The organism is Bacillus sp. FSL L8-0167, assembly GCF_038630295.1.
In the GTDB taxonomy this organism is placed as follows: domain Bacteria; phylum Bacillota; class Bacilli; order Bacillales; family Bacillaceae; genus Bacillus; species Bacillus safensis.
The window spans coordinates 3,077,390-3,103,057 of the sequence record NZ_CP152027.1; the positions used below are offsets into that span (position 1 = coordinate 3,077,390).

Sequence of the window (25,668 nt, forward strand, 5' to 3'; positions counted from 1 at the left end):
CCCTATTTCCTTGTCTGATATTCGATCCATTTTTGATAGCTAGAAGCCGCGGCAGAAAGCGGATAAACCAATCGGCACTTAGCAAGAAATAAAATCATTCGCTTTCGAACCGTGAGCTTCGATAGTTCCACCTGTTTGACGGCATGCTGAAAAGCAGCATGTGTGACCATTTCACGCATGTGATCAAGCTTTTCCTGAATAGAGAGATCATTTTGGCTCTTCCATTCGTTGAGCATACAATGAAGCGTATGATTGACGATAAAAAAGTCTAATGCTTTCTCATACAGAGAGATGTCATCATGCTCTTTTAAAAAAGAGCGCTGTGCATGATAAAAGGTCAGTCCATGATGAAAATACTGCTTCTGATATCGCTGCACAATAGATGACAGATGAACCCTGTAATAATAAAGAGGCTCATGAACAAAGGCGATGCTGCGTGATAAAGAAAAACAGCGCAGCGTCACATATTGATCTTCAATGTTCTCAAGCTCACCCCGCAGCGGAAATCGAATGTGGTGTTCCTCCATAAAGGCACGCCGATACAGCTTATTCCATGAGAATCCAGTCAAGTCTCCGTGTAATAACGCTTTGATTAAATCCGTTTTTTCGGCTGAGCGCTTGTCTAACAGCGTCGTTCCTATCGTTCGCTTTGACTGTTCAAATTGAATCCAATACTCGCTCACAATAAGATCTGCCCCGGTCATTTCGGCTTTTTCATACATAGCTTCACAGTAATGAGGAGCGAGAATATCATCTGAATCCACAAAGGCGAGATACGTCCCCTTCGCTTCCTCGATGCCCCGGTTTCTCACAGCGCCTAACCCTTGATTGGGTTGATGGATTACCCGGAAACGCTCATCACGCTCAGCAAATGCTTCAAGCCATTCACCGCTGCGGTCGGTCGATCCATCATTGATAAGAATGACTTCTATATCAGAAAAGCTTTGATCTGCAATTGATTGAAGACATTGCTCCACATATTGACTCGTATTGTAAACTGCGACCAATAGACTGATAGCTGGCATTACAGCATGCCCCACCTTTCTTCAAATCTACTTTGTAAATATCGTTCTATACGGCAAAACCGAAGAATCAAACGGCATCAGCATGATGCTGTACAGAATATAGCAAACAGCAATCCCTACATACATAAACACATTAGACCGCTGATCAAAAATGCGTGTGAAATATGGCAGTAAAATGAGCTGATACAAGCCAAAATAAATATGAAATCTTGCATAAATGACATCCTTCGTTGCAAGGATGCCAAACAAGAAACCAAGCAAACAAAAATTCACAATGTAATCACTCTCAGGCGTCAGCTCACGAAGTCGTTTTCGATAAAAAAAAGCAAGCAGAAGCGGCAAAATCAAGACACCGATTTTTGTCACATTCATTCCATTCGTATTCGTTGTGAGCCATTCCTCGTAATGACCATATGAACTGCCTTGCAGCATCACGACAAACACTGAGACAAAACGGTCATAAAGAGCGGTTAAGCCTAAGAACACCAGGCATAAGACCAGCATCATCCAAGACCAAGCCTTTGTTCTCACAATAAAATACACAGGAATCATGATGAGAGCGGATGAATGAAACAATGAACATACAAGGACGAGCGGAAAATACAATTTCCACTGTCCATTGATCACCAACCGGACGGCATAAAAAAGAATCGCTGCCACCATATACTGACGCATGCCATTAAATGACGCATAATAATGAAAGGTCCCAAGAAAAAGCAGCATACTCAGCTCAAATGGACGGCCATATTGAATAAGCGTCTTGATGATAAAAAAATAAGTAATGGCCCCGACTGAGATATACATGATTTGCGGATCATGAGACAGTTGATTAAGCATCCATAAAATAAACGTAAACCCTGGATCCGTTGCGGCCTTATCCACACCGAATCCAAATATATGCCAAGGCTTTTCGTAATTGATGGAGAACTCATACATCTGGCCATATGTGACAAAATCGGTTCCTACTTTATACCGAATACCAGCTACGATACAAAGAAACAGAAACGGAAAAAACACCAGAAGCTTATTAGGCCGCCATCCGCTTTGAATGGTATCATCACGCCTGCCGTAGAATGCGGCAAAGCTCGACCATAAATAGACCATGATCATGTTCACCAAATAAACCGCCATCTGCTCTTCCTTCCTTACAGTCCGTATAGATTCATCACACGTGTAATATTCTGTTTCACATCAAATCCTCTTTTTTCAAGCTGAGAGGTAATGGTCTCTTGAAGAGGAGGTTCTGCATGATATGCTTCAAGCACCGCCTTCATCCATTCATGCGCGGAATCTCGCAGCGACTTCCTTTTCACAAGCCCGCAGCCTAAATCTACTTCCTCTGTAATATGATCTGAAATCACACAAGGCAGACCAGACGCCTGGGCTTCCACTAATACAAGCGGAAGACCTTCAAACAAGGAAGGCATCACAAATACATCAAATGCTTTCATATACTGCGGAACGTCTGATACGACGCCTGTAAAGACAACGTCATCCATCAAGCCTGCCTTCTCTGCATACGATTCGACTACTTGCTTCAGCGGTCCATCTCCTACGAGGACAAGCTGAAATGAAACCCCTTGCTTCTTTAAGGTCTGTGCCAGCTCCATAAAAAAAACATGATTTTTTTGCTCATGGAACCGTCCAATATGACCAATGACCATGTTTTTTTCGCGAAGATGGAGGTGCTTTTTGATCTCCGCCTTTTCTTCTGGATTGGGCTGAAAAAAAAGGGATAAATCAATCCCATTTGGCAGCACCTCAACCTGCCCGTTCTGCATTTTTTTCTGTCCAAATAAAAAGACACCGGCATCCTCGCCGCATGCAACAAGCTGTGTAGAGAATGTAAAGATCAGCTGGCGAAACCCTTTGAGCATCATATGATCCAGCCAGTTTGGCGACGGCTTCCACGCTGTATTATGTGAATGGCAAATGCGCACCTTCACCCCCGCTAGTTTGGCAGCAAGTGCGGAGAAGCCTGTCTGAAAATCCGTATGTGCATGCACTGCCTGATAGGGCCCTGTTTGCCTAATTGTCTTGGTCAATGTTTTCACAAAAGCAACCGGAGAGGACGCCCCAATACTTGGGACGTAAAAGATGCGTCCCCCAAGCCGGCGAATTTCCTCATCATAATCACAGACGTCCTGCCGGTGGGTAATGAAATCAAATTGAAGGACATTCCTGTCGAGTGCACGATAAATGTTCATAATCATCGTTTCAGCTCCGCCGCGGTTCATCCCGCCCACAATATGAAGCACGCGCTTTGGCTCACTCATCCCGAACCGCCCTCCTCTTCAGCATAGACGACGCCAGCTTCCGGCGATGATAAAGCTTCATGATCTTCGGTGACAAGCAAGCACGGACCACTGGCTTTAGAGCAAATAAATAGTCAAGCGGCGACAGCTTTAATAGCCAGCATGCTTTCAAAACGAGCCAGGCATTATCTATCGAATATCGAAACTTCCGCCGCTGAAAAGCCGCATCATCCTCTCTCACCAGATATAACGGCTCTTGTAAATTAAAGCCTTTTCTCCCAGCAGCAAAAAAGCGGATCCAAAGATCGATATCTTCCATCCGCCTTGTTGTTTTCACAGAGCGATATCCATGTAAAGCCTTGTAAGCAGAAGCCCTCATCATAATGGTCCCATGACAAAAAGGAGTCCCTCTTGCCATCACCTTCCGATCGGGCTCTGAAACAAGTGCCCGCACACCCTTTGTTCCAGATTCATCAAAAACCGTCATCGCCGTACCGACCACATCATATTCAGGATATGTATCGAGGAAATGAACCTGTTTTTCTAAACGAACAGGCACTGATAGATCGTCGCCATCCTGCCTTGCAATCAACTCTCCCCTCGCTTCAGCCAGGCAGCGATTGAGACTGGCAGCGAGTCTTTGATTTTGTTTATTGCGGATCAGGCGAATTCTTTCAGGATGTCGTTTTGTATAAGACAGCACTTTCTCATAAGTGCCATCTGTTGATGCGTCATCACATATGATGAGCTCCCAGTTTTCATATGTTTGATGAAGAATAGATTCAATGCTTTCTTCTACTGTCTCTTGGCAATTGTAGACGCCCATGATCATAGACACCTTTGGTTTATGCATGCTGTATCACCTTCTCTGCTTGATCCATATAGATTGTATAAATTTCTTCCATTGCACTGACCGTCTGCTCCTGTGCAAATGCATGAGCCATAGAGCGTCCCGCTTTCCCCATGAGGGGCAGCTGATCTTTTTTGTCGTAGAGCTGCTGCAAGTAATCAGCTAAACTATTCACATCTTGCGGTTTAACTAAAAAACCATTGACGCCATGTTTGACAAGCTCACAATGTCCTCTATTCTCCGTTGCAATCACAGGTTTTTCTGCCGACATCGCTTCAAGCAGGTTCATGCCGAGCCCTTCTCTCAAGCTGGTGGAAACACATACATCGCTCATATGCATCCATTCCTCTATTTGTTTGCAGAACCCAGCAAAGTGGACATGATTTTCAAGATGGAGCTGGCGGGTAAGCTTTTCATAGTTCGGCCTCATTGTCCCTTCCCCCGCAAACACGATTTTTATATTTGGTATTTTCCTAGACAGCTGCGCACATGCTTTGATGAGCATCCCTTGATTTTTATTCGTATTTAATTCACCAGCACACAGCACGATAAAATCTTCCGAGGAAAAGCCATAGGCTGCGCGAAGGCGCTGCTTCTCTTTTTCATCGACAGGTGCGAACCGTTTCATATCCACACCCATACCGGGCACATAATAAACAGATGTCCGCTCTTTGGATAGACGGTCGGCTCTTTTAAAATCTTCTCCATTAATGGTGATCAGAGCGTCTGTATAGCGGGCTAGAAATCTCTCTATTGGATAATAGAGCAGCCAGTTTTGAAGCGGCGCCCCCTGCCAAAAGTGAAAGCCATGTGCCGTGTAGAGAACCTTCGTTCCTTTTTTGCGCGTACCTTTGGCTGCGAGCCTGCCAATGACACTTCCCATTGGTGTGTGGCAATGGATGAAATCATAGTGCTCTTTTGCTAACAGGTTCTTCAGTTCTACATACGCAAGCCGGTTGCGTACATGAAAAGGAGAGCGCTGAATCGGAATTGAGTGAGCTTGATTCACATAGGGCAGCTTCAGCTGGCCGTTTGCCGCTGTATGCACTTCCCATCCTTGTTCCTGAAACCACCGGAAATACGGAAGATGAAAGGCTTTAAAGTGATAATCAACCGTTGCGCAAAACAAGACTTTTTTCTTCATTGACAAGCGGCTCCTCCTCTCGTTTCATCTGTTCGGACAACATATCATGTGACTCAATGGCAGCAAATAATGCTTGTCTCATCTGCTCTTCGCTCATCATGTCAAATTCATGGATAAAGCGGTTCAGCACATATGGGTCACCATCCAGCGCATGGCCGATATGAATTTTCGGGAAGATTTGCTCCTGTGCTTTTTCATGCTGGTTGAGTAATTCCTCGTACATTTTCTCTCCAGGACGAATGCCTGTGAAAGTGATCGGAATCTGGTCTGTGGTGTAGCCTGAGAGGTGAATGAGGTTTTCTGCGAGGTCCACGATTTTCACTGGCTCCCCCATATCTAAAACAAAAATCTGTCTTCCTTCTGCCAGTGCACCTGCCTGAATCACAAGCCTTGATGCTTCTGGGATGGTCATAAAATATCTTGTCATGGCTGGGTGCGTGACCGTCACCGGCCCGCCTTGCTCGATTTGTTTCTTAAAAATAGGGATGACGCTCCCTCTGCTTCCGAGTACATTTCCAAATCGAACGGCAACAAATTTTGTTTCGCTGCTTGCCCCCATTTGCATGATCAGCATCTCAGCAAACCGCTTTGTGGCTCCCATCACATTGGCAGGGTTGACCGCTTTGTCAGATGAGATGAGGACGAATGTTTCAATGCCGTGCTCGTGTGCGGCTTCTGCGACATTTTTTGTCCCGATAATATTGTTTTTCACAGCTTCTTTCGGACTGATCTCCATGAGCGGGACATGCTTATGTGCCGCAGCATGATAAATCATATCCGGCTGAAATTGACCAACGATTTCACTCATTTTCTGTTTATCTTGAATATCCGCAATTTGTGGATAGAGTCTGATGCTGCCTCCATATAATTCTTTCAGCTCTAGTAAAATAGAATGAATGCTAAATTCTCCATGTCCCACAAGTACAATCGCTTGAGGAGCAAACACACAAATTTGACGGCAGATTTCTGATCCAATTGATCCGCCTGCCCCTGTGACCATGATTGTTTTTCCCTTTAAATGAGCAGATAGACGGCTCGTATCTAATTGAATCGGTTCTCTCCCTAGTAAATCCTCTGGCTGTACATCCCGTAATTGATTCAGCGCATGGGTTCCTTTTAAAATCTGCTCCATTTCCGGCATGATCTGTGTTTTGACTCCGGTCGCGACACATTCCTTATACAGCCCTTTTAAGGTGTGGCTGCTTTTGGACGGAATGGCGATGATGATCTTCTGAATATCCATCATGACGACAGCCGTTTTAATTTGTTCTTTTCCTCCTATGACAGGCAGACCCATAATTTCAAGCCGATGTTTCGTCTTGTCATCATCGATGAAGGCGACTGGCTCAATATGTACATCACTCGATTGCTGAAGCTGACGAACGAGCATGGTCCCCGCTGATCCGGCGCCAATAATTAATGCCCGCTCTTTTTCTGCTTGAAGCCGTTTTGCCCCGTCATGAAATAGCCTAGAAGCCATACGAGATGCACCGATGAATAAGATATGGAAAAGCCACACGATGAATAAAAACCGAAATGGCCATGTCTGCACGAAAAGGTACAGCATCGTCATCGAAAATAAAAAAGAACACACAAAGGTCTTCATTAAAGAAAATAACTCTCTTACTCCTGTATAAGCCCATACTTGCTTGTACACATGAAACATGCAGGCAAATATATGGTGCCCAATGAGCAGACTGAGTGAAGAAATGGCGAGCATTTCAAATGTATAAACGGTTAAAGCCGCCTCTTGGACAAATTGAAAACCAAAAAAGACGGCAACTAAGATGAGATATGAATCTAGTGCTACGATGATTGATAATCTTTGGGCGTAAGTCAACGCTCCTCCCCCTTTTTAAAGCATCACTATTCTTACGTAACATGGGCATCAAACCCGTCCTCACATCCCACTACTGATGACGAGCATCTAAGGCACCGGTTATGCCCACAGCAGGATCGAGTGCCTCCATTGTTAAAGATTAGGAGACATCACCTATCAATCTTTTTAATACATATACAGCCTGCCCTTTTTCTCTTTCTTGCCATTTAGCATAGCTCCAAGCAGTTTACTTGTTGTTCCTTCTAATACTTCTTTTGATTTCTTCACAGCAGCAATCTTTGTTTTGCCGCTTAAGACAACGAGAATGCTCCCATCCGTCCGGTTCGCCAAGATCTTTGCATCTGCAACTGGCAGAAGCGGCGTGGAATCAACAATCACCATGTCATATTGCTGTTCAATCTCATAAAAGAGCTGCTTCATCACAGAAGAGGAGAGCAGCTCAGCTGGATTCGGCGGAATGGTTCCACTCGGAAGCAGCTCTAAATGCTCAATCGGTGTCGGTAAAATGGCTTCTTCCAAGCTGCAATTATTTAATAGCACATTCGTCAAACCGGTATGATGACTCAGGTCAAAATATTCATGGACGGCCGGCTTTCGCAAATCAGCGTCCATGAGCAGCACCCGCTTGTTCTGCTGTGCAAAAACAGCTGCTAAGTTTGCAGCCGTAAATGATTTCCCTTCCTTCGGTAAGGAGGAGGTCACTAATATCGATTTCAGCCTTGTTTGGATCGATGTGAATTCGATGTTTGTTCGGATCGTACGAAATTGTTCCGCAATGACAGAGTGAGGATTTAATACAGAAATACAGGATAAATCTCTCTTTTCTCTTTTCTTCCTCTTAAAGATCAATGTTCTGTCCTCCCGTTATGACGGACTGCTTGTCTTTTTTGGCCCTCCTGTCTGCCTGCATCTGATAGACACTGCCAAGCGACGGCAATCCGATCTCTTCTCTTATTTGATGTGTTCGTTTTACAGTATCATCGAGTAAATTCATTAAGAAAATGAGTGTCATGCCTCCTAATAAAGAGGCGCCTAGTGCCAGAACGATATGAACGAATTTCCTTGAATTCATCAGAATCGTGTTGGACAGCTTGGCTTCAGACAAAACATTAATGCGATCCATATTCATTGTTTTTTTGATTTCTTCTTGCAGCACCTCTGTTGCGGTATTCGCAATGGCGACTGCCTTCGCGCGATCCTCATCTTGTACAGAAATATTGATGACCTCAGACTCATTTTCTGTACTTGTGGCAATTTTGTGCTTTAGTCCTTCTGCTGATTCTGTGAGATGGAGTGTTTCTTTTACTTTTTCAATGACGATTGGGCTTTTTAATAAAACTTGAAAGGTACGTGTATATTGAAGGTTCATCTGAATATCGTTTAAATCTGCTTGTGCGTCATTGCTGCGTTTATGAACAAGAATTTGAGTGGTTGCCTGATATACAGGAGTCGAGACATAGAACTGATAATAGGCTGAAATGCCCGTTACGATCAGGACAATCAGGATCAGAAGGGCCATTTTCTCTTTAATGACAGAAAACAGCTGCTTAAAACCTATATTCTCATTCATAGATACCTCCCGATTTCATCATAAAAAGGTTATATATGGTTTCTTTTTGTTAATGATTGGATTATAAAAGATAATACCCGCAAAGAAAAATGTCATAATAGGTCTTATAGTTCTTTTTAAAGAACGAAATCGTTCGTTTTCTTTTGTTTACTTCCTGATTCTTACGTTTTTGAATTTTATAAAGAACAATTTATTTCTTATAATGAACGAAAAGGTCGCAGAACTATTCGCCGGGGAGAAGGGAGATCATTGATCGAATGATAGGCAAGGTGATACGCATTTACCGAAAGAGAAAAGGATACTCGATTCAGCAGCTGGCTGAGGATGCTCATGTCTCTAAGTCATATTTGAGCAAAATTGAGCGTGGTGTCCACAGAAATCCATCTGTCCAGTTCTTAAAAAAGGTATCCTCTTCATTAGAGATCGATTTACAAGAGCTGTTTGATGCAGAGACGATGATGTTTCATTATGCTGAGGGTGGTGAACACGAATGGCGGGAGCATATTGTGAGTGCCGTCCAATCAGGCATGCCTAAAGAAGAGCTCTATCAGCTGCTCCAAACGTACCGAAAGGAGCAGGAAGAAAAGTCGTTACATGTCACCCATAGAAAGCTGACTGATTCAAATATCGCAGAGTGGAAGCGTCTAATGAGTGAAGCGAAGGCAATTGGTTTAAGCATTGAGGAAGTAAAAGCTTTCCTCAACAACATGGGAGAACGCCGGGCGTAAGCCTTTCAGGAAGAATGATTGCGGGGAGAGGCGTTTGACGCTTCGATGAAAAAGAGCCTTTGATTCATGAAAGGCTCTTTTTTCTGTTATTCTTCTTTTTTTGTTCGTGCTTTTTTCGTTATATCATTGTTTTTCCAATAGGCCCATAGTGATGTAATTCCCAGAAAGGCCAGTGTGATGAATTGTTGAACGCCTTCTTCATCAATAGGAATTGGGCTTTTTCCTGCAGCAGTTAGCGCACTGTTAACAAGCGCCAGTAAAAGCAGCACAAGCCTTGCAATTGTACCTGCACTAATTTTTTGAACCTCCAACTGTAACCCCTCCCTTTCCTCTTCTCACGGGCGGTATTGCTCGTTCTCTCTCATATGTATGCATCAGCCGAATGAATAGAAGAACGAATCAAAAAAAGAGACATCATTCCTATATGCGGAATGATGCCTGATTTCATTTGCTATTTATTTAGAGAACATCTCTTTTGCTTCATCCAATGCCATTTTATTGCCTAGAGCTGAATAATCGAGCCACGGCTGATCGGCAATCGGATAGACTTGGTTTTTCTTCACTGCTTTTAGACCCTTCCAAATCGGAGTCTTTTCTAATTGCTTGAATGCCTGCTGCGCTTTATCATCACGGTTGACAACGACAAAGATCGCATCAGCATCATAATCAGGAAGAACCTCTTGAGAAATCACTTCAAATGGGCGCTTGCTGTCCAGCTTTTTCACACCATCGACAGGTGTCAGGCCTAAATCCTCGTATAAAATAGGACCCATTGGGCGCTTCATGCTAAATACACGAAGCTCCTTTGCTGTCACACGGATCGCCATGACTTTTCCGTTTCCAATCTTTTTCTTGATGAGCGATTTGACTTCTTTTGCTTCTTGATTGTAATTCTTAATATATTGATCCGCTTCTTTTTCTTTATTGACGTGTTTGGCGATTTTTTTCAAATGATCCCGCCATGTGCCATCATTTAAATTAAACACTTCTGTTTTAGCGATCTTTTTATATTTCGATAAGTCTTGTCCGGCTAATTCTTCATCAACATAAATGACATCTGGTTGTAACGCAAGCAGTGATTCCATATCTGGATCAGCTGCAATGCCGAGCTTCTTCGTCTGACTCAGCTGCTTTTTCGCATGTGGAAGGAAATCTTTTAAGTCTCCTCCTACAACAGAGCCCGCCGGCTTGATACCTAGTGCTAATAAGTCATTTGTTAAATGAATAGACAAGGAAGCAATCTTTGGTGTTCCATTGGTCTTTTCATTTGTTGTATTCTTTGTTTCCTGTTGTCCGCCGCAAGCGGCAAGCAGCAAGAAACAGAGCGTTAATCCAAACACTAGTAATTTTTTCATGATGAGTTCCTCTTTCGTGTTTATTTCGTTTTAGTTAATAAATAAAGAAAATATGGGGCACCGATAAAGGCCACGACCACACCCGCCGGTATCGCATTTGGAGCAAAGATGGAACGTCCGATTGTATCGGCACTGACCAAAATCAACAAGCCAAGCAGCGCACTAACTGGTAAAAAATACTGATGCAATGAACCGACAAGCCGTCTAGCCAAATGCGGGGCGACGAGGCCTATAAAGCCAATACCGCCTGTCATCGAAACACTTGCACTCGCGAGGCCTACCGCTAAGGTCAGCAAAAGGAGACGTTTACGCTGGACACGTACACCTACACTTGAGGCGACAGCATCTCCTAATGTCAATGCATTGAGCGTGTTTGACTGCATCAGCGTAAGCGGTACAAGGCATACAATCCAAGGCAGAAGCGCCAGCACATGAATCCAGTCTCTCCCCCATACATTGCCCACAAGCCATCTTGAAGCAAACGTATATGTATCTTCATCGAGCTTCAATGACAAATATAAGGTGAGTGCACTAAATCCCGCAGCAACCGCAATGCCAACTAAGATCAGCCGGATAGGAACAAGCCCTTCATGCCGGTCATATGCAAGAAGCATGATGACCGCTGCCGCGAGCAGTCCGCCGCCAAACGTAAAGAGCGGAATAAGAAGAGACGGATTGCCTTCAAGTGCGTGAAAATATGTCACAAACACAATTAAGCCAAATGCCGCCCCTGCATTCAGTCCAATTATCCCAGGATCGGCCAGCGGGTTACGGGATAAGCTCTGCAAAATGCCGCCAGCAATGCCAAGACCAATACCAGCTAACATCGTCACCACAATTCGAGGCAGACGATAGTCAAACAGCACCGTTTCACTTTGAAAATCCCCAAAGCCAAATAACGTCTTGACGACCATGACAGGGTTTAGTTTCAGCGTACCGGTATTTAAACTATACAGCACAACAGCCGCACTCAGGCAAAGCAAAACGACTGTCACGACAAGAGCACGCTGTTTCTCTCTCATGACAGGTTCCTCCCTTCTTTTCTGGCAATGTATAAGAAGAAAGGAACACCAACAAGTGCCACCATCACGCCAATGGCAAGCTCTCTTGGCGGATTGACTGTACGGCTGGCAAGGTCTGCAAAGACAAGCAGCATTGCGCCTAATATCGCTGACATTGGAATGACGAAACGATAGTCTACACCAACAAGCTTTCGTGTAATATGCGGGATGACGAGACCGACAAACCCAATCGATCCAACTGCTGATACAGAAACCCCTGCTAATAACACAGCAGCGGCCATTCCTAGTATTCGCACTTGTCGTGTTTTGACCCCTAAATTTGCCGCTGTATCTTCACCGAGCGATAGTAAGGAAAGTGACCGGCCTAATAGCATGGCCCATACGATCACAATCAGAATAACCGGGGCGAGAATCGTCAGCTGCGGCCATTTCACACCAGCTACCCCGCCTGCATACCAAAAAGCCAGATCCTGACTCAGGTCAAAATAAATCGCGATCCCAGAGCTGAGCGCATGAAGCAATGCAGCTACAACCGCTCCTGCTACAGTGAGGCGCAGCGGCGTCAATACGCCGCCAGCCGCTCCAATCGCAAAGATCAGTAGCGTACTGAGCACAGCACCAATAAAGGAAAAAAACATCAGTGCTGAATAAGGCATTCCTGGGAAAAAAGCAAAACAGAGAGCGACCACAAACATCGCACCGCCATTAATGCCCAAAATCCCCGCATCTGCCAGTGGATTTCTTGTGATGCCCTGCATAAGAGCACCCGCAACGGCAAACGCCGCTCCCACTAGTGCTGCCCCTAAAACACGTGGAAGTCTTAATTCATGGATGATCTGCTGCTCTGTAACATTTGACTGGTAGTCAAATACAGCTGTCCAAACCGTTTGCAGAGACAATGTTTTTGCACCGTATGACACAGCAAAAAACATGGCAGCCGCTAAACCAATGACGGCGAGAAAAAATATCAAAAAGAACAGAATATGTGATGGTCGTTTTTGTTGAGGTTTTCGCTTATCCTGCAAAATCGGTGTCATCCTTTTCTTCATTAAAAGTCAGTTTGAAAATGAGAATCATAATCAACAAAATTATAGCCGCCAGCCTCTAAAAAATCAATGTACACCCCTTTTTTTAATTAATGAAGGTATGTGCGGAGCATCGGGGTGGGAGGTTCTTTTTGCCGCTCAGTACGGCCTATCATTTTTTCTCATAGTTTAATAGGAAAATAGTTGACATTTCGCATGAATATCCCCTAAAATTACAAAAGTAAGTCAAATGTTATAAAAATATTACAAACAGATGTCAAACTAATAAAGAATGACCCGTCATGAGAGGAGATTTGAAAGTTGTGTCAGTAAAGGGAAAATGGAGTATCGTCCTATTTGCGCTTGCAGTCGTCATTGGAGCAGTTGCTTTCTTTCAAAATCAACAAGCAAGCGGTACAGAGAAGAAAAATGTAAAGCAGGATACGAACTATAAAAACGTAGAAATTGTCACTCTCGTAAATGACGGGAAATTTATGAGATATGCAGTCAACTATCCTCTTTTTCATCAAAAAGAGCTAGATGATAAGATTCAAAGCTATGCCAATTCAGCATTAGAGCATTTCAAAAAAACATTCAGTGAAGCAAAGGATATCGATGAACATAAACGCTATGAACTGAATATTGATTATGAAATGGTGCATTATGCGAAGCAGTCTGCTGCCATTCGTTTTACGACCTATACGTATACTGGCCAGCAAAGTGGAACCACCAATCATCTCACGATTAACTTTGATTTTCAGAAGAAAACCTTTCTTGACACCAAAGATTTATTTCTGCCTAAAACCAATTATTTAAAGAAATTATCCTATATTACATATACAGAGCTTCGGAAGGACAAAACCTTATCTAAGGATCAGCCTCTCCTTCAGAAAGGAACAGCCCCTGATGCTCAAAACTTCAGTCAATTTGCCTTGAAAGACAAATATGTAGAATTTTATTTCCCTGCATCTCAAGTAGCCGCAGAGGATCTTGGTCCGCAAACACTCGCAATCAAAAAGACATTGCTGAAGGACATATTAAAGCCAGAATATATGGATAAACTCAAAAATAAAAATGAAATGAAAGAACCGAATCCAAAAAGAAAAGCCGTCAAGCTGCCGCAAAAATCAAAGCTTGACCCGAATAAAAAAGCCATCGCACTCACATTTGATGATGGACCGAATCCAGCGACAACCACAAAAATTTTAGATGCGCTGAAGAAAAATAAAGGACATGCCACCTTTTTCGTATTGGGCAGCAGGGTGCAATATTATCCTGGAATGCTTGCCGATATTTTAAAAGGCGGGAATGAGATCGGAAACCATTCCTACAATCACCCTTTATTAACAAGACTGTCTTTAGATGAAGCGGTGAAACAAGTGAAGGACACCCAGCAGCTGATTGAGAAAGCGAGCGGATATACACCTACGCACTTTAGACCGCCATATGGCGGTACAAATCAAGATATCAATCATGCAATTGGGATGAAGGTCACTTTGTGGGATGTTGATCCTGAGGATTGGAAAATCCGCAACAGCCAGCAGATCACAAACCGCGTTCTCTCACATGCAGCCGATGGCAGAACAGTGTTAATGCACGATATTTATGAAAGCTCAGCCCAAGCAGCCGTAAAGATCATCCATGAACTCACCAAACAAGGCTACCAGCTCGTCACAGTGAGTGAACTTGAACAATTAAAAGAAGAACGACATGAACAAACCCCTGTAGAGTAAACAGGGGTCTCAGATTGTTGACAAAGGGCTAAAATGATCTTTATTTTAGCCCTTTGTCTTCTTTTCAGCGTGATGGAAAACCTTTAAAGTCTAGGAAGGACGAGTACTGGAGCGGAGCGAATTGTACATTCGTGAGCACCGGCACGCAGGACTGACAAAGAATGCGAGGGTTTGTCCGCGCGCTGAAACCCCTGTAGAGTAAACAGGGGTTTTCTTTTATGACTCCAAAGACTTTTTTTGTTTCAATAATGCTTGAAATGTCTCTTCAAGCTCTTGCGACGGCTCAATACTTAAACGGCTGAGCACTTCAGACAGCTGCATATCAATTAACAGAAGCTCCTCTTCTCTATTTGTCACAGCTGGTTTTTCTTCCTTTTGTTTATAGGCTTCATATGTGCCGTCAAATGCTTCAATACGTTCCTCATGAATATGGAAAATACGAGTGGCAACCTCTTCAATCAGCCTGCGATCGTGGGAAACAAACACAACGGTACCTGGGTAATCCTTCAATAGACCTTCAAGTGCTTCAACTGCCGCCAGATCTAAAAAGTTCGTCGGTTCATCCAGCATGAGAACATTGGCATCACTGACAAGTAGGGACGCAAGCATCGTCTTCACCCGTTCTCCCCCGCTTAATACCTCAACAGGCTTGTGCACATCATCCCCTCTAAATCCTAGTCTCGCCAAAACCGTTCGAACCACCGTCTCATCTTGAACCGCCTCTTTGAGCGCATTTTGTAAAATCGATTCATTTGCCTTCAGTCCTGAAAGATCCTGACGAAAATAGGCTAGCTTGACAGCCTCTGAACGAGTAACTCCGAGGTGTCCATTCACTAACATGCGGAGAAATGTCGTTTTGCCGCTCCCGTTCTTTCCGATAATGGCAACCTTGTCTCCGCCCCTCACTTCCACATTCGCCTGCTTCCAAAGCACTTTATCGCCCGCCTTGCCATCTACATTTTCCACTCGCAAAATGGTACGGCTTGCTACTTCCTTCATCGTATGCTGAGACATTTGAATCGGCTGAATGTCCTTTACCTTCTCCACCTTTTCTAATTTCTCCATCCTTGTTTCAATGGATTTGGCTGTTTTTTGCAGCTTTTTTTGCTTATTTGCATAGTAGGGCTTTGCAATTTTAGGCCCTGAGGATTTCACCTTTTGGGAGGGCTTTGTCGCTTTGTCCGCCTTTTTCTTTTTCTTTTCCAGTGCATGCTCTAACTGTTTTTTCTTTTGTGTATAGGCTTCATACGCTTCCACCTGCTGACGATGTGCCAGCTCTTTTTGCTGTGCAAAATGTGTGTAATTGCCTTTGTAATGATGAAGCTTCCCATGATCCAGCTCCCAAATCTCTGTACATATTGCATCTAAAAAAGCACGATCATGTGAAACAACAATGAGAGCTCCTTGATAATGACGCAGCTTATCTTCCAGCCACTCAATATGCTCCGTATCCAAATGAGTGGTCGGTTCATCTGCTAATAAAAGGGCAGACGGCCGGCTTAATGCTCTTTCAATATAAGTCTGGGTCATTTCACCGCCACTCTGTCTGCCGTCTCCTTGTTTCAATTGAGGAAGCAGCGTACAGACCGCTGTGGCGGCAACCGTGCCGCTGTCTGGTGTTTCCTGCCCCGCCAGCACATGCAATAAAGTCGTTTTCCCGCTGCCATTTGTCCCTACAAGGCCAATGCGATCACCTTGATGGATGGCGAGCTCCTCAATATCAAATAACAAGCGATCTTTTCGAAATACCTTTAACTGATTGGCTTTTAATAACATCCAATCCTCTCCTTTCATATTAGGAGACATGAAAAAGCCTCCCATTCTCAGAATAGGAGGCAAAATGGTGTACAAAAATAAGCGGATTGATCCAGTATGGAGTGCTGTTCCTATTTGAACACACACATCCCGCGTATCAATCACTTCATTTTTTGATTCCCAAGCTGTACCATCCTATTCCGAAGCTAAAAAATGAAAACGCAGCAAACATGGCAAACGGATCGTTTGCTCACTGCCTTCGTTCGTTCATTTTGCTTACAGGTCATAGGATTAGTACTTCATTGCATTGGGTCACCCTTCCGTCGTTTGTTACGTATACGATAAAAGATTGGTTATTTTTTGTCAAGCTGAAATGGCATAAGTGAGTCAATTAACTGGAGTGTAAATGGATGGGACACTTCAAACAGTTCGTCCTTTTTGCATTCTTCCACTAGGCTTCCTTCATGTAAAAATAGGAGGCGGTCACATAGATACACCGCTGCTTCTACATCATGAGTAATGAGAAGCATGGTCATGTCTAGCTCTTGTTTTAATGTCTCAAGCAGCTCCATTATTTGTACTTGAACAGAGACATCCAGTGAGCTCAAGACTTCATCTAGTATGAGAATGGCTGGATGCGTCGATATGGCTCGTGCGATGCACACTCGCTGGAGCTGACCACCGCTTAGCTGATGAGCATATTGATTCAGTACAGACGAGGGCAGCCTGACTTGCTCAAGTAATGACAAAACCTTCTGATCCAGATTCTGATTCTGCTTTAACAAATACATCGGTTCTGCTATGATCTCTTTCACCGTAAAGGAGGGATGAACAGAAGATAGATAATCTTGAAAGACAACACTCATTTTCCCCCGATTCATCCTCCGCCATTTGTCAGCTGGCATACCATCTATCTGTACCTCGCCCCCGTCTATTTTTTCTAAACCGAGCAGGATACGTGCCAATGTACTTTTGCCACTGCCGCTCTCACCGACTAATCCGGCACATTGTCCTTTTTCGATTTGAAACGAAACATTTGATATGCGGTCTTTTGGTTTCTTTTGTTTTGAAAAAAGACCTTTCTTCTCACCGTGTTTGACTAGATCGATAGCTGTGATCAACATGGAAACGCCTCCACTCTCTTCTGCTGCCGCAGTGCTTCAGTAGGGGCAGATAATCGAAGCCTCGTCTCAAGTAAATGCTTTGTTTGGGGATGCTCGGGTGATGTGAACACTTCCTTGGCTGACCCATGCTCAAGCATTACTCCTTGGTGCATAACCATCAATTCATCAGCGATTTCCTGAACGATGCCTAGATCATGCGTTATGACGATTAAGGTAACACCCGTTTCTTCCTTTAAACTGTGTAATTGTCTGATGACTTCACGCCGATTAAAGGCATCAAGTGATGCAGTTGGCTCGTCTGCAATGATCACATCTGGAGAAAGCATCATCGTGATGCCAATCATCACACGCTGAAGCATTCCTCCAGACAGTTCATACGGATATTTTTTCATCAAATCATATGGATTTTTTAAATGGACACGTGTAAGCCCAGCCATAGCATGTGCTTTCCCTTCTTTCCCTCGTAAGCCCAAATGCTGCTGAAATGTTTCCACCATTTGATGACCAATCGTTTCGATAGGGTTGAATGCATTCATGACATCCTGTGAGATGAAACCTATTCGTTTCCCCCGCCATTGATGCGCTTCTTGATTTGTTAATGTTTTGCCGTCAAAAATGATCGTTCCTTCCACTTCTAGCGAAGGAGCGACAAGATCAATTAACGCTTTGGCGACAGTTGATTTTCCACTGCCACTTTCCCCAATGATGGCTAAACAGCGTTGTTGATGTAAAGAAAATGTGATATTCGTCACTATATTCTTTTGCTGCTGTGGATCATGTACGGACAGATTTTTTACGGCGATTAAAGGCAAATGGCCTCACCCCTTTCTTTCTGGTATGATGCATGGCAGGATTCGCGGCATGCTGAAGGCTGTCTCCTAAAAAGCTCAACGCCATGACCACAAACAAGATGGCAAGTCCAGGCGCAAGCATATGAGCTGGATGTGTCACCATGACATTCTTCGCCTCGTTGAGCATCATGCCCCATTCTGGTGTAGGTGCACTCACACCTAATCCAAGAAAAGACAGTGCTGATATATTTAAGATCACCCAGCCCGCATCAAGTGTCGCAAAAACAGCCATTTCTCCTGAGATGCGAGGAAATAGATGTCTCCTCAATATGTAAAGGGGTTTGCCGCCTGTCACCTTTGCAAATTGAACAGAAGGTTCATTCGCATATTGAAGGACAGACGACCGAATCATTCTTGTATACCAGGCCCATTTCGCTAGGACATTGGCCAAAATAATATTGAATAGTCCAGGTCCGAGTATTCCCACAACCGCAAGAATCATCACCTCTGCTGGAAAGGACAGCATGACATCACACAGCCTCATCAAAACCCCATCCACCTTTCCTCGAAAGAAGCCTGCCATGAGTCCAAGTGCGCTGCCAATGAGCATCGTGATACACATCGTCAGCATAGCAGCAAGCATTGTTGTCCGAATGCCATATAAAAGCCGCGATAATACACATCTCCCCAGATGATCCGTTCCGAGTGGGTAAGTAAGACTGATACCGGCATATTTTTGAAGAATGTTCGTATTTGTTGGGTCATGTGGTGCTAACATTGGAGCAAACAGTCCAGCTAATGCGACAAGCGCTAACAGCCAGATTGAAAGAATCGCCATACGGTCTTTTCTTAATTGATGCCACCCTATCATTGTTGTCATACCTCCTTTCGCAATTGCGGATTCATGGTCATTTGCATCATATCAGCGATGAGATTGCACATAACAAACAGGAACCCCATCACAAACAAATAGGCTTGAATAATAGGGAAGTCAGCATGGAAAATAGCCGTTACACACAACCGGCCAACCCCTGGCCAAGCAAAAAGGTTCTCAATAATGACGGTTCCCGCAATGAGCTTTGGAATAGACATGCCAAGTGCTGTTACCGCTAATTGCAGGGCATGCCTCATGACTTTCAGTTGAACGGTTCGTTCCTTTAAACCACGTGCTCTTGCATAAAAAACAAAGGGCTCGTGCTGAAATTTTAGAATTTGATTACGTATGAGTCTCACATAGGTCGATAAGTAGCCTAATGATAATGTGACAGCTGGAAGAAGAATCGATTTGAACCCTTCCATTCCACTCGTATTAACCCAATTGAATTTGACAGAAAAAAGCCAAATCAACAAAATTCCCAGCCAAAAACTAGGCATTGAAGCGGCGATAAACACAAAGGCTCTCAATAAACGGTCCACCCAAGTGTGAGCAGCATATGCACAGATCCCCCCGAACAATAAACTGAGCACTATGATAAAAAAGAGCGCTGCTCCTGCAAGCTGCAATGTCGCAGGCAGCGCCTCCATGATAAGATCAAAAACGGGCTCCTGCGTGACATAGCTCCTGCCAAAATCACCTGTTAATCCATTTTTAAGCCATGTCGCATATCGGATGAAAAATGGCTGGTCTAAGCCTAACTCCTGCCGCATCGATTCAATCATTTCTTCTGTTGGAGTGACTTGATTCACCCGCAAAGCGACCTCTGCTGGATCACTTGCCCGCATCGTCAGCAGTACAAAAGCAAAGAAGGTGATGAAGATCATAAGCGGGAAAAGCATCATTATTCGTTTTAAGAGATAGCGAGTCATGTCTCTACCTCCGTTTTATGACGCAAAATACATACGGTCAAATGGGATTTCATACTGAGACACATGAAAACCTACGCCTTTCAGGCGCTTATTATAAACAGCCTTTGTCACAGAATAAGAGATTGGGAGGTAGACATTTTCATCATGGATATACGTTAATATTTCTTGATACATTTGTTTCCGCTTTTGCTCATCTGGTTCTACTAATACTTCCGTAATCGTCTCGTCCAGCCACTTTTTCTTTTTCAGTCCTAATTGAGCTTGATAATCAGCATGGGATGCTACACGGAATGAAGAGACATAAGTTTGTGGATCATAAGGAAGCCCCCAAGACAGCGAGTACATCAGATCGAACTTTCCTGTTTTTTGGCGATCTAAGAATGCCTGTTTTTCTTCTCCTCTAATATCCAGCTTGATCCCCACCTGCTTGAAGTCTTGTTGAATCGATTCACTGATCGTTCTTTCCCCTGCATTATCGGAATTATAGTAAATAGCCACACTCAGCAGTTTGCCATTTTTATAGCGATACCCGTCTTCTTTCATCCTCCAGCCTGCCTCATCCAATATTGCCTCTGCTTTCTTCTTTTGATAAGTTTTCTTTTTCAGTGGAATATCTGCGTAAGGGACAGAAGGAGCAAGCAATGTGTGTGCCACCTTTTCCGTTCCATTTAAAATGCCTTCAGTGATCATGTCCTTTTGAATGGCGTATTGAAAAGCTTCTCTTATTTTCGGATCTTTTGTGATTGTCTGGTTTGAATTAATCACAATCGATCTTGAACCAACAGGAGGGCTCATGGTGACACCATATTGCCCTGCTTCTTTTAAAGCCTGGAATGAGTCTCCATCAATCATGTCACCATCTGCTCCAAATAAAAGATCAATCTCTCCTTTTTGAAGCGCAAGTAAGATGGTTTGGTGATCCGGCATGACTTTCCATTTCACAGTTGAAATTTTCGGCTTTTGCCCCCAATAGTGGTCATTCATTTCAAAAACGGCATATTGATTTTTCTTATGTTCCTTTAGTACATAAGGACCTGTACCTGCATAGCTTTTAACTCCTTTTGCAGTCGTTCCATCAATGAAGCTTTTTGGAGAAATAAAACGGAAGGGGCGTGTTAAGCCCAGCTCTTCTAACGCAGGATAATAAGGCTCTTTCAACGTGAGAACAAATGTATCGTCATCTACCGCCTTTGTGGATTTGATTTCAGATACGAGATTAAGCCAAGCGTTCTTTTCAATATTTTTGACGACAGCATCAATATTCAATTTCACTGCCTTTGCATTAAAAGGCTCACCATCTGAAAAAGTCACACCTTTTCGAAGATGAAAGGTGTAGGTCCTTCCATCCTTTGATATGTCCCAGCTTTTCGCTAAGGCAGGCTGAACGCCCTTCTCTGTATTGACGACAAGCGATTCAAACACCATATTTTGAGCAGCCATCTCTCCGCCGTATAGATGGGGATTGATGTCCCTGATATCTTTTGTACTTGCATACACGAGCTCATCTTCTTCTCTATCATTGCTGGAAGATGCTTTGTTTTCAGAGCATGATGCCAATAAAAAACAAGCCATCACTGAAAACAGCATCAAGGTGTATGTCACATAGGGATGCCTTTTCTCATATTTCTTTTTTATGTAAACAGGTTGATCCTTCATATGTACTTCCCCCAATTCAACATTATCGTAATCATTACGATTATTAATCGAAATGATTACGAATTGAATATTAGCATACAGAAATGGGAAATACAACGTCTTTTCATAAAAAAACAGACTCATGATTGAGTCTGTTTCGCTTGTATGAATTGGTCGATCACCTTTAATGCTTTTTCTGTTCCACCTGCTGCTTGGAAGCTTTCTTCAATTTTCTCAATCCCCGCACGGTACGTGTCACTGCCTAAAACCTTCTCAACAGATTCTCTTAGCTGCTTTGGTGTCAGCTGATCTTTATCAAGTGTACAGGCAGCAGATAATTCGGTCAGTCTTTGTGCCACCATCGGCTGATCTTTATCGACTGGAATGACGACCATCGGAACGTGGTAATGAATCCCTTCATTGACACTATTCATCCCGCCGTGCGTTATAAACACATCTGTCAGTTCGAGCACTTCAAGCTGCGGCACATAAGGCTCGATCAGAAAATGAGCAGGCGCCTCTTTTAAAAGAGAACGATCTACTTTTTCACCTGTTGCGATAATCACTTTTCCGTCAAAGTCTTCGAAAGCATCTATACACATATTAAAAAATGCTTCTGTATCCCCAAGAACGGTGCCCATGGAAATAAAAACGACTTTTTCTTGCTCAAGTGCTTCCAGCGGGAAATCATGCTGGTCGGCTCTTTTTAGAAAGCTCGGTCCAATGAAGACAAACGAATCGTTCAATGAATCAACAGAAGGCTGGAAATATTCACTTGTATAGACGATATTCAGTTCTCCACGGTTTTTCATAAATTGCATCAAACGCGTCGGCTGAACGCCAAAACGCTCTTGTATCTTTTCTAACAGATGATCGGCTTTCTCATCCTTTCTGTATAACGGTGTATCAAAATGCGCATCTTGCAGCACAAAAGATGGGTTGGAACCGATGCTTGGAATGTGCAAGTAATCTCGAACAAGCTCTCCTGCCCCAAACATATCAAAGTAGACCAAATCAAATGAATGTTTCCCGGAAAGTGTTTCCACCACCTCTAAAATATCATAGGATGTTTGCAGCATGGCATGAAAGAACGGCTGCATAGAATCTAAATCTCCTTCTTCCACATGTAATGTCCGAATATAGTCTGGATGTATATGTACGTGAGCGCCTAAGCGTTTGATTCGTTCCTCATAATGTACAGTTGTGACCGCATGCACTTCATCGCCTCGATCCGTCCATGCTTTAATCATTTCTAACATAGGGTTCACATGTCCTTCAGCTGGAAACGTAATCAATAAAATCTTCGCCACAAGAAATTCCTCCTCATTGTCAATTCCCTTCCATGTTAATCATATACAGCAAGCCGGCTCAACAAATACGCCTGAAAAGGGAAGAAATGAGTCTTACGTCCAGTATTTCATGGAGGGACATGAACCTGATAAGATTGTTACGAAGCATATAATGCACTTCTTATACGAACATCCAACATAACCCTTTATTATTCATTTTTGTATAATTAGTATATTATTTATAGATTCATATTGGAGGGATATTTTGTGAAAGTCTTGGAGAAATACAGTTATTTAATTATCATTCTTTGTCTAGCGGCAATGATTGTGACAAACTTCACCGTGAATGACAATACAATAAAAAATACTGTATCCGTGATTGGATTTGTCATTGTTCTTCTTACAATTATACCTGCGGCTATTTACAGGAAAGGCCAGAAAGGCAGGTAACTCCTTTATAGCAATAACCCCCATTCTTATGTTAAGAGTGGGGGTTATTTTATTATATTCGGATAGATGTTGCTGGCTTGCAACCAGATCATTTTTTCACTTCCCTCACCCTAGTGAACGATAACCCGAATGAAAACAAAAAAACCTCTCTCCATATGAAGAGGGGTTCATGAAAGACCTTTAACATCGTAAGCAAGGTCAAGTACGCGCTCGGAGGGATTCGAACCCCCGGCAGACGTGGTACCGGAAACCACCGCTCTATCCAACTGAGCTACGAGCGCACGATATGTTTTTTGAACGTCAGCATATCAAATTATAAGGGAAATGCTGCAAGAAAGCAATGATTAATCATTCGTCATGATGATGTATTTTCTTACTTTGTATTCATACACTAATATGATGGTTTGAAGTGGAATGATTTTGGGGAAAATGGATAGGGGTATTTGAATTTAGGTCAGCGTTTTGTTTGACCTTTATTGACCAAAAATGTATCATTGAATTACATACTTACCTAAAAGGTGAAGGAGGAACATTATGAATTTAATACCTACAGTCATTGAGCAAACAAATCGTGGGGAAAGAGCTTACGACATTTATTCTCGTCTTTTAAAAGACCGTATTATCATGCTTGGTTCTGCGATCGATGACAATGTTGCCAACTCCATCGTGTCACAGCTGCTTTTCTTAGAAGCTGAAGATCCAGAAAAAGATATTTCTATCTACATTAACAGCCCTGGCGGTTCAATCACAGCTGGTATGGCCATTTACGATACGATGCAATTTATTAAACCAAAGGTATCAACTATTTGTATTGGTATGGCTGCATCTATGGGTGCGTTCCTGCTTGCTGCTGGTGAAAAAGGTAAGCGTTATGCTCTTCCAAACAGTGAAGTCATGATTCACCAACCACTCGGCGGTGCCCAAGGTCAAGCAACTGAAATTGAAATTGCGGCAAAACGAATCCTTTCTTTACGCGATAAACTGAACCAAGTACTTGCTGAACGTACTGGTCAGCCAATTGAAGTCATTGAGCGCGATACAGATCGTGACAACTTCAAAACAGCGGAAGAAGCACTTCAATACGGACTCATTGACAAAGTCTTGACCCGTAATACAGAAGACCAAAAATAATCATCACAACAAAAACCGTCTGTTCCTGAACAGACGGTTTTTTGTTTTCATCATACTTTAAGACAGCTCCGTCCATTTCTGCTGAAGAGACGGTGTTTGATAAGAAGCCATCTGCGTGATTAATTCCTCCGGTTCACTCGAAGCATGTAACAATTGAAGGTGAGATTCATTCGAAAAACCTTCCTGTACACTGAATTTCACCATGTCTATGAGCGGGTTGAAGTAGTCATTCACTTGATACAATCCAATCGGCTTTTGATGGATGCCGATTTGTGCCCAGCACAGCACCTCAAATAATTCTTCATATGTACCAAAGCCGCCTGGCATCGCAATAAACCCATCGGCCAGCTCGCTCATTTTCGCTTTTCGTTCATGCATGCCTGTTACCTCAATTAGCTCTGTCAGCTCTTGATGCACGACTTCTCCTCTAAAAAGCCCCTTAGGCATGACCCCGATCACTTGCCCGCCATGTCTCATGACCTCATCGGCAATCGCGCCCATTAACCCAATACGCGATCCGCCGTAAACAAGACGAATGCCCTGCTTCGCCATATAAGCACCCAGCTCTACAGCCTTTTGTTTGTAGACATCATTTACACCTGGATTCGAACCAGCAAACACACAAATCGTTTTCATCAAAACAGCTCCATCTCTCTCTATGATTTCTTCACCCACTCATTCTACTATAATGATTTGTAAAGAAACAGCCGTTTCTTCTATATATAGTGTAAAATCAAAAGAGTGAACACCATATAAGGAGCTGTATAGAGAGAATGCAAACAACTGAGATGGAGAAGTGGATCAAGGATTTTTATCAAACGAGAAACTGGACAGAATACGGACCGTTTATCCGGTTAGGCTTCTTAATGGAAGAAACGGGTGAACTCGCTCGCGCTGTTAGAGCAATAGAAATCGGACGAGACCGGCCTGATGAGCAGAGACAGGAATCATCTGAGCTGAAGAAAGAACTCATTGAAGAAATGGGAGATGTTTTAGCAAATCTCCTCATTTTAGCGGATCAATATGATGTCACAGTAGAAGAGGTCTTCAGCGCTCATCAACAAAAACTCAACAAACGCTTTTCTGGAGAAAAAGAGCCAGTAAAAAACACGTGACTAAGCTGTCACGTGTTTTTTTACG

The 25,668-nt window shown here is 43.3% G+C and carries 24 protein-coding genes and 1 tRNA gene; 4 read left to right on the forward strand and 21 right to left on the reverse strand.

Annotation, left to right across the window (positions count from 1 at the left end; all coding sequences use genetic code 11):
• Window positions 1-2: 2 nt before the first annotated feature.
• From MHB66_RS16005 to MHB66_RS16040, 8 genes are all read right to left on the reverse strand, one after another.
• On the reverse strand, window positions 3-1,025 hold the full coding sequence (locus MHB66_RS16005; protein ID WP_041115627.1) for a glycosyltransferase: 1,023 nt from the start codon (window positions 1,023-1,025) through the stop codon (window positions 3-5).
• A 27-nt stretch (window positions 1,026-1,052) separates the two neighbouring features.
• On the reverse strand, window positions 1,053-2,156 hold the full coding sequence (locus MHB66_RS16010; RefSeq protein WP_034280988.1) for an EpsG family protein: 1,104 nt from the start codon (window positions 2,154-2,156) through the stop codon (window positions 1,053-1,055).
• A 14-nt stretch (window positions 2,157-2,170) separates the two neighbouring features.
• Window positions 2,171-3,301, reverse strand: a complete 1,131-nt coding sequence (locus MHB66_RS16015; protein WP_041115625.1) for a glycosyltransferase family 1 protein — start codon at window positions 3,299-3,301, stop codon at window positions 2,171-2,173.
• Complete coding sequence (locus MHB66_RS16020; protein WP_046313141.1) at window positions 3,294-4,133, reverse strand: glycosyltransferase; 840 nt, start codon at window positions 4,131-4,133, stop codon at window positions 3,294-3,296. The genes MHB66_RS16015 and MHB66_RS16020 overlap by 8 nt, the downstream gene beginning before the upstream one ends.
• Entirely contained in the window at window positions 4,126-5,274 is a 1,149-nt protein-coding gene (locus MHB66_RS16025) for a glycosyltransferase family 4 protein (protein WP_046313137.1), read from the reverse strand. Before MHB66_RS16025 ends, MHB66_RS16020 begins: the two co-directional genes overlap by 8 nt.
• Window positions 5,240-7,114 (reverse strand): nucleoside-diphosphate sugar epimerase/dehydratase, encoded by a 1,875-nt coding sequence (locus MHB66_RS16030; protein ID WP_046313135.1) that lies wholly within the window; start codon window positions 7,112-7,114, stop codon window positions 5,240-5,242. The genes MHB66_RS16025 and MHB66_RS16030 overlap by 35 nt, the downstream gene beginning before the upstream one ends.
• A gap of 165 nt (window positions 7,115-7,279) precedes the next feature.
• Complete coding sequence (locus tag MHB66_RS16035) at window positions 7,280-7,963, reverse strand: CpsD/CapB family tyrosine-protein kinase (RefSeq protein WP_024423527.1); 684 nt, start codon at window positions 7,961-7,963, stop codon at window positions 7,280-7,282.
• Window positions 7,953-8,684 (reverse strand): Wzz/FepE/Etk N-terminal domain-containing protein, encoded by a 732-nt coding sequence (locus tag MHB66_RS16040; RefSeq protein ID WP_024423528.1) that lies wholly within the window; start codon window positions 8,682-8,684, stop codon window positions 7,953-7,955. Before MHB66_RS16040 ends, MHB66_RS16035 begins: the two co-directional genes overlap by 11 nt.
• A 257-nt stretch (window positions 8,685-8,941) precedes the next feature.
• On the opposite strand from MHB66_RS16040, the gene MHB66_RS16045 reads away from it, so the two are divergent.
• Window positions 8,942-9,412 (forward strand): helix-turn-helix domain-containing protein, encoded by a 471-nt coding sequence (locus MHB66_RS16045; protein ID WP_024426096.1) that lies wholly within the window; start codon window positions 8,942-8,944, stop codon window positions 9,410-9,412.
• An 86-nt stretch (window positions 9,413-9,498) separates the two neighbouring features.
• Here MHB66_RS16045 and MHB66_RS16050 read toward each other — a convergent pair whose 3' ends face one another.
• The 4 genes from MHB66_RS16050 to MHB66_RS16065 all read right to left on the reverse strand — a co-directional run bounded on the left by MHB66_RS16050 (window position 9,499) and on the right by MHB66_RS16065 (window position 12,814).
• Window positions 9,499-9,723 (reverse strand): phage holin, encoded by a 225-nt coding sequence (locus MHB66_RS16050; RefSeq protein ID WP_024423530.1) that lies wholly within the window; start codon window positions 9,721-9,723, stop codon window positions 9,499-9,501.
• Between the two features lie 144 nt (window positions 9,724-9,867).
• Window positions 9,868-10,767 (reverse strand): iron-hydroxamate ABC transporter substrate-binding protein, encoded by a 900-nt coding sequence (locus tag MHB66_RS16055; RefSeq protein WP_080701164.1) that lies wholly within the window; start codon window positions 10,765-10,767, stop codon window positions 9,868-9,870.
• Between the two features lie 20 nt (window positions 10,768-10,787).
• Window positions 10,788-11,789, reverse strand: coding sequence for an iron ABC transporter permease (locus tag MHB66_RS16060; RefSeq protein WP_046313133.1), 1,002 nt, complete (start codon window positions 11,787-11,789; stop codon window positions 10,788-10,790).
• Window positions 11,786-12,814 (reverse strand): iron ABC transporter permease, encoded by a 1,029-nt coding sequence (locus tag MHB66_RS16065; RefSeq protein WP_200896498.1) that lies wholly within the window; start codon window positions 12,812-12,814, stop codon window positions 11,786-11,788. The genes MHB66_RS16060 and MHB66_RS16065 overlap by 4 nt, the downstream gene beginning before the upstream one ends.
• Before the next feature lie 323 nt (window positions 12,815-13,137).
• Here MHB66_RS16065 and MHB66_RS16070 point away from each other — a divergent pair, with 323 nt between their 5' ends.
• Window positions 13,138-14,547 (forward strand): polysaccharide deacetylase family protein, encoded by a 1,410-nt coding sequence (locus MHB66_RS16070; protein WP_046313130.1) that lies wholly within the window; start codon window positions 13,138-13,140, stop codon window positions 14,545-14,547.
• A 216-nt stretch (window positions 14,548-14,763) separates the two neighbouring features.
• Here MHB66_RS16070 and abc-f read toward each other — a convergent pair whose 3' ends face one another.
• The 8 genes from abc-f to MHB66_RS16110 form a co-directional block, all read right to left on the reverse strand.
• Entirely contained in the window at window positions 14,764-16,323 is a 1,560-nt protein-coding gene (gene abc-f / locus MHB66_RS16075; RefSeq protein WP_200896502.1) for an ABC-F type ribosomal protection protein, read from the reverse strand.
• 332 nt (window positions 16,324-16,655) lie between these two features.
• Window positions 16,656-17,426, reverse strand: coding sequence for a dipeptide/oligopeptide/nickel ABC transporter ATP-binding protein (locus MHB66_RS16080; protein WP_046313126.1), 771 nt, complete (start codon window positions 17,424-17,426; stop codon window positions 16,656-16,658).
• A complete protein-coding gene (locus MHB66_RS16085; RefSeq protein ID WP_046313123.1) occupies window positions 17,420-18,238 on the reverse strand; it encodes an ABC transporter ATP-binding protein in 819 nt (272 codons plus the stop codon). Before MHB66_RS16085 ends, MHB66_RS16080 begins: the two co-directional genes overlap by 7 nt.
• Window positions 18,201-19,088: a nickel/cobalt ABC transporter permease gene (gene opp1C, locus MHB66_RS16090; protein ID WP_034281011.1), complete on the reverse strand. Its 888-nt coding sequence runs from the start codon at window positions 19,086-19,088 to the stop codon at window positions 18,201-18,203. Before opp1C ends, MHB66_RS16085 begins: the two co-directional genes overlap by 38 nt.
• 5 nt (window positions 19,089-19,093) lie before the next feature.
• On the reverse strand, window positions 19,094-20,023 hold the full coding sequence (opp1B, locus tag MHB66_RS16095) for a nickel/cobalt ABC transporter permease (RefSeq protein WP_034281013.1): 930 nt from the start codon (window positions 20,021-20,023) through the stop codon (window positions 19,094-19,096).
• Window positions 20,024-20,038: 15 nt separating this feature from the next.
• Window positions 20,039-21,679: a nickel ABC transporter substrate-binding protein gene (gene nikA, locus MHB66_RS16100; protein WP_046313120.1), complete on the reverse strand. Its 1,641-nt coding sequence runs from the start codon at window positions 21,677-21,679 to the stop codon at window positions 20,039-20,041.
• 119 nt (window positions 21,680-21,798) lie between these two features.
• Complete coding sequence (locus MHB66_RS16105) at window positions 21,799-22,968, reverse strand: macrolide family glycosyltransferase (RefSeq protein WP_342490561.1); 1,170 nt, start codon at window positions 22,966-22,968, stop codon at window positions 21,799-21,801.
• Between the two features lie 634 nt (window positions 22,969-23,602).
• Window positions 23,603-23,678: transfer RNA gene (locus MHB66_RS16110), tRNA-Arg, on the reverse strand.
• Between the two features lie 253 nt (window positions 23,679-23,931).
• Here MHB66_RS16110 and clpP point away from each other — a divergent pair.
• Complete coding sequence (clpP, locus tag MHB66_RS16115) at window positions 23,932-24,528, forward strand: ATP-dependent Clp endopeptidase proteolytic subunit ClpP (protein WP_024427684.1); 597 nt, start codon at window positions 23,932-23,934, stop codon at window positions 24,526-24,528.
• A gap of 57 nt (window positions 24,529-24,585) precedes the next feature.
• On the opposite strand, the gene MHB66_RS16120 is transcribed toward clpP, so the two are convergent.
• Complete coding sequence (locus MHB66_RS16120) at window positions 24,586-25,164, reverse strand: TIGR00730 family Rossman fold protein (protein WP_041107909.1); 579 nt, start codon at window positions 25,162-25,164, stop codon at window positions 24,586-24,588.
• 137 nt (window positions 25,165-25,301) lie between these two features.
• On the opposite strand from MHB66_RS16120, the gene MHB66_RS16125 reads away from it, so the two are divergent.
• A complete protein-coding gene (locus MHB66_RS16125) occupies window positions 25,302-25,643 on the forward strand; it encodes a MazG-like family protein (protein WP_034281021.1) in 342 nt (113 codons plus the stop codon).
• Window positions 25,644-25,668: the final 25 nt, after the last annotated feature.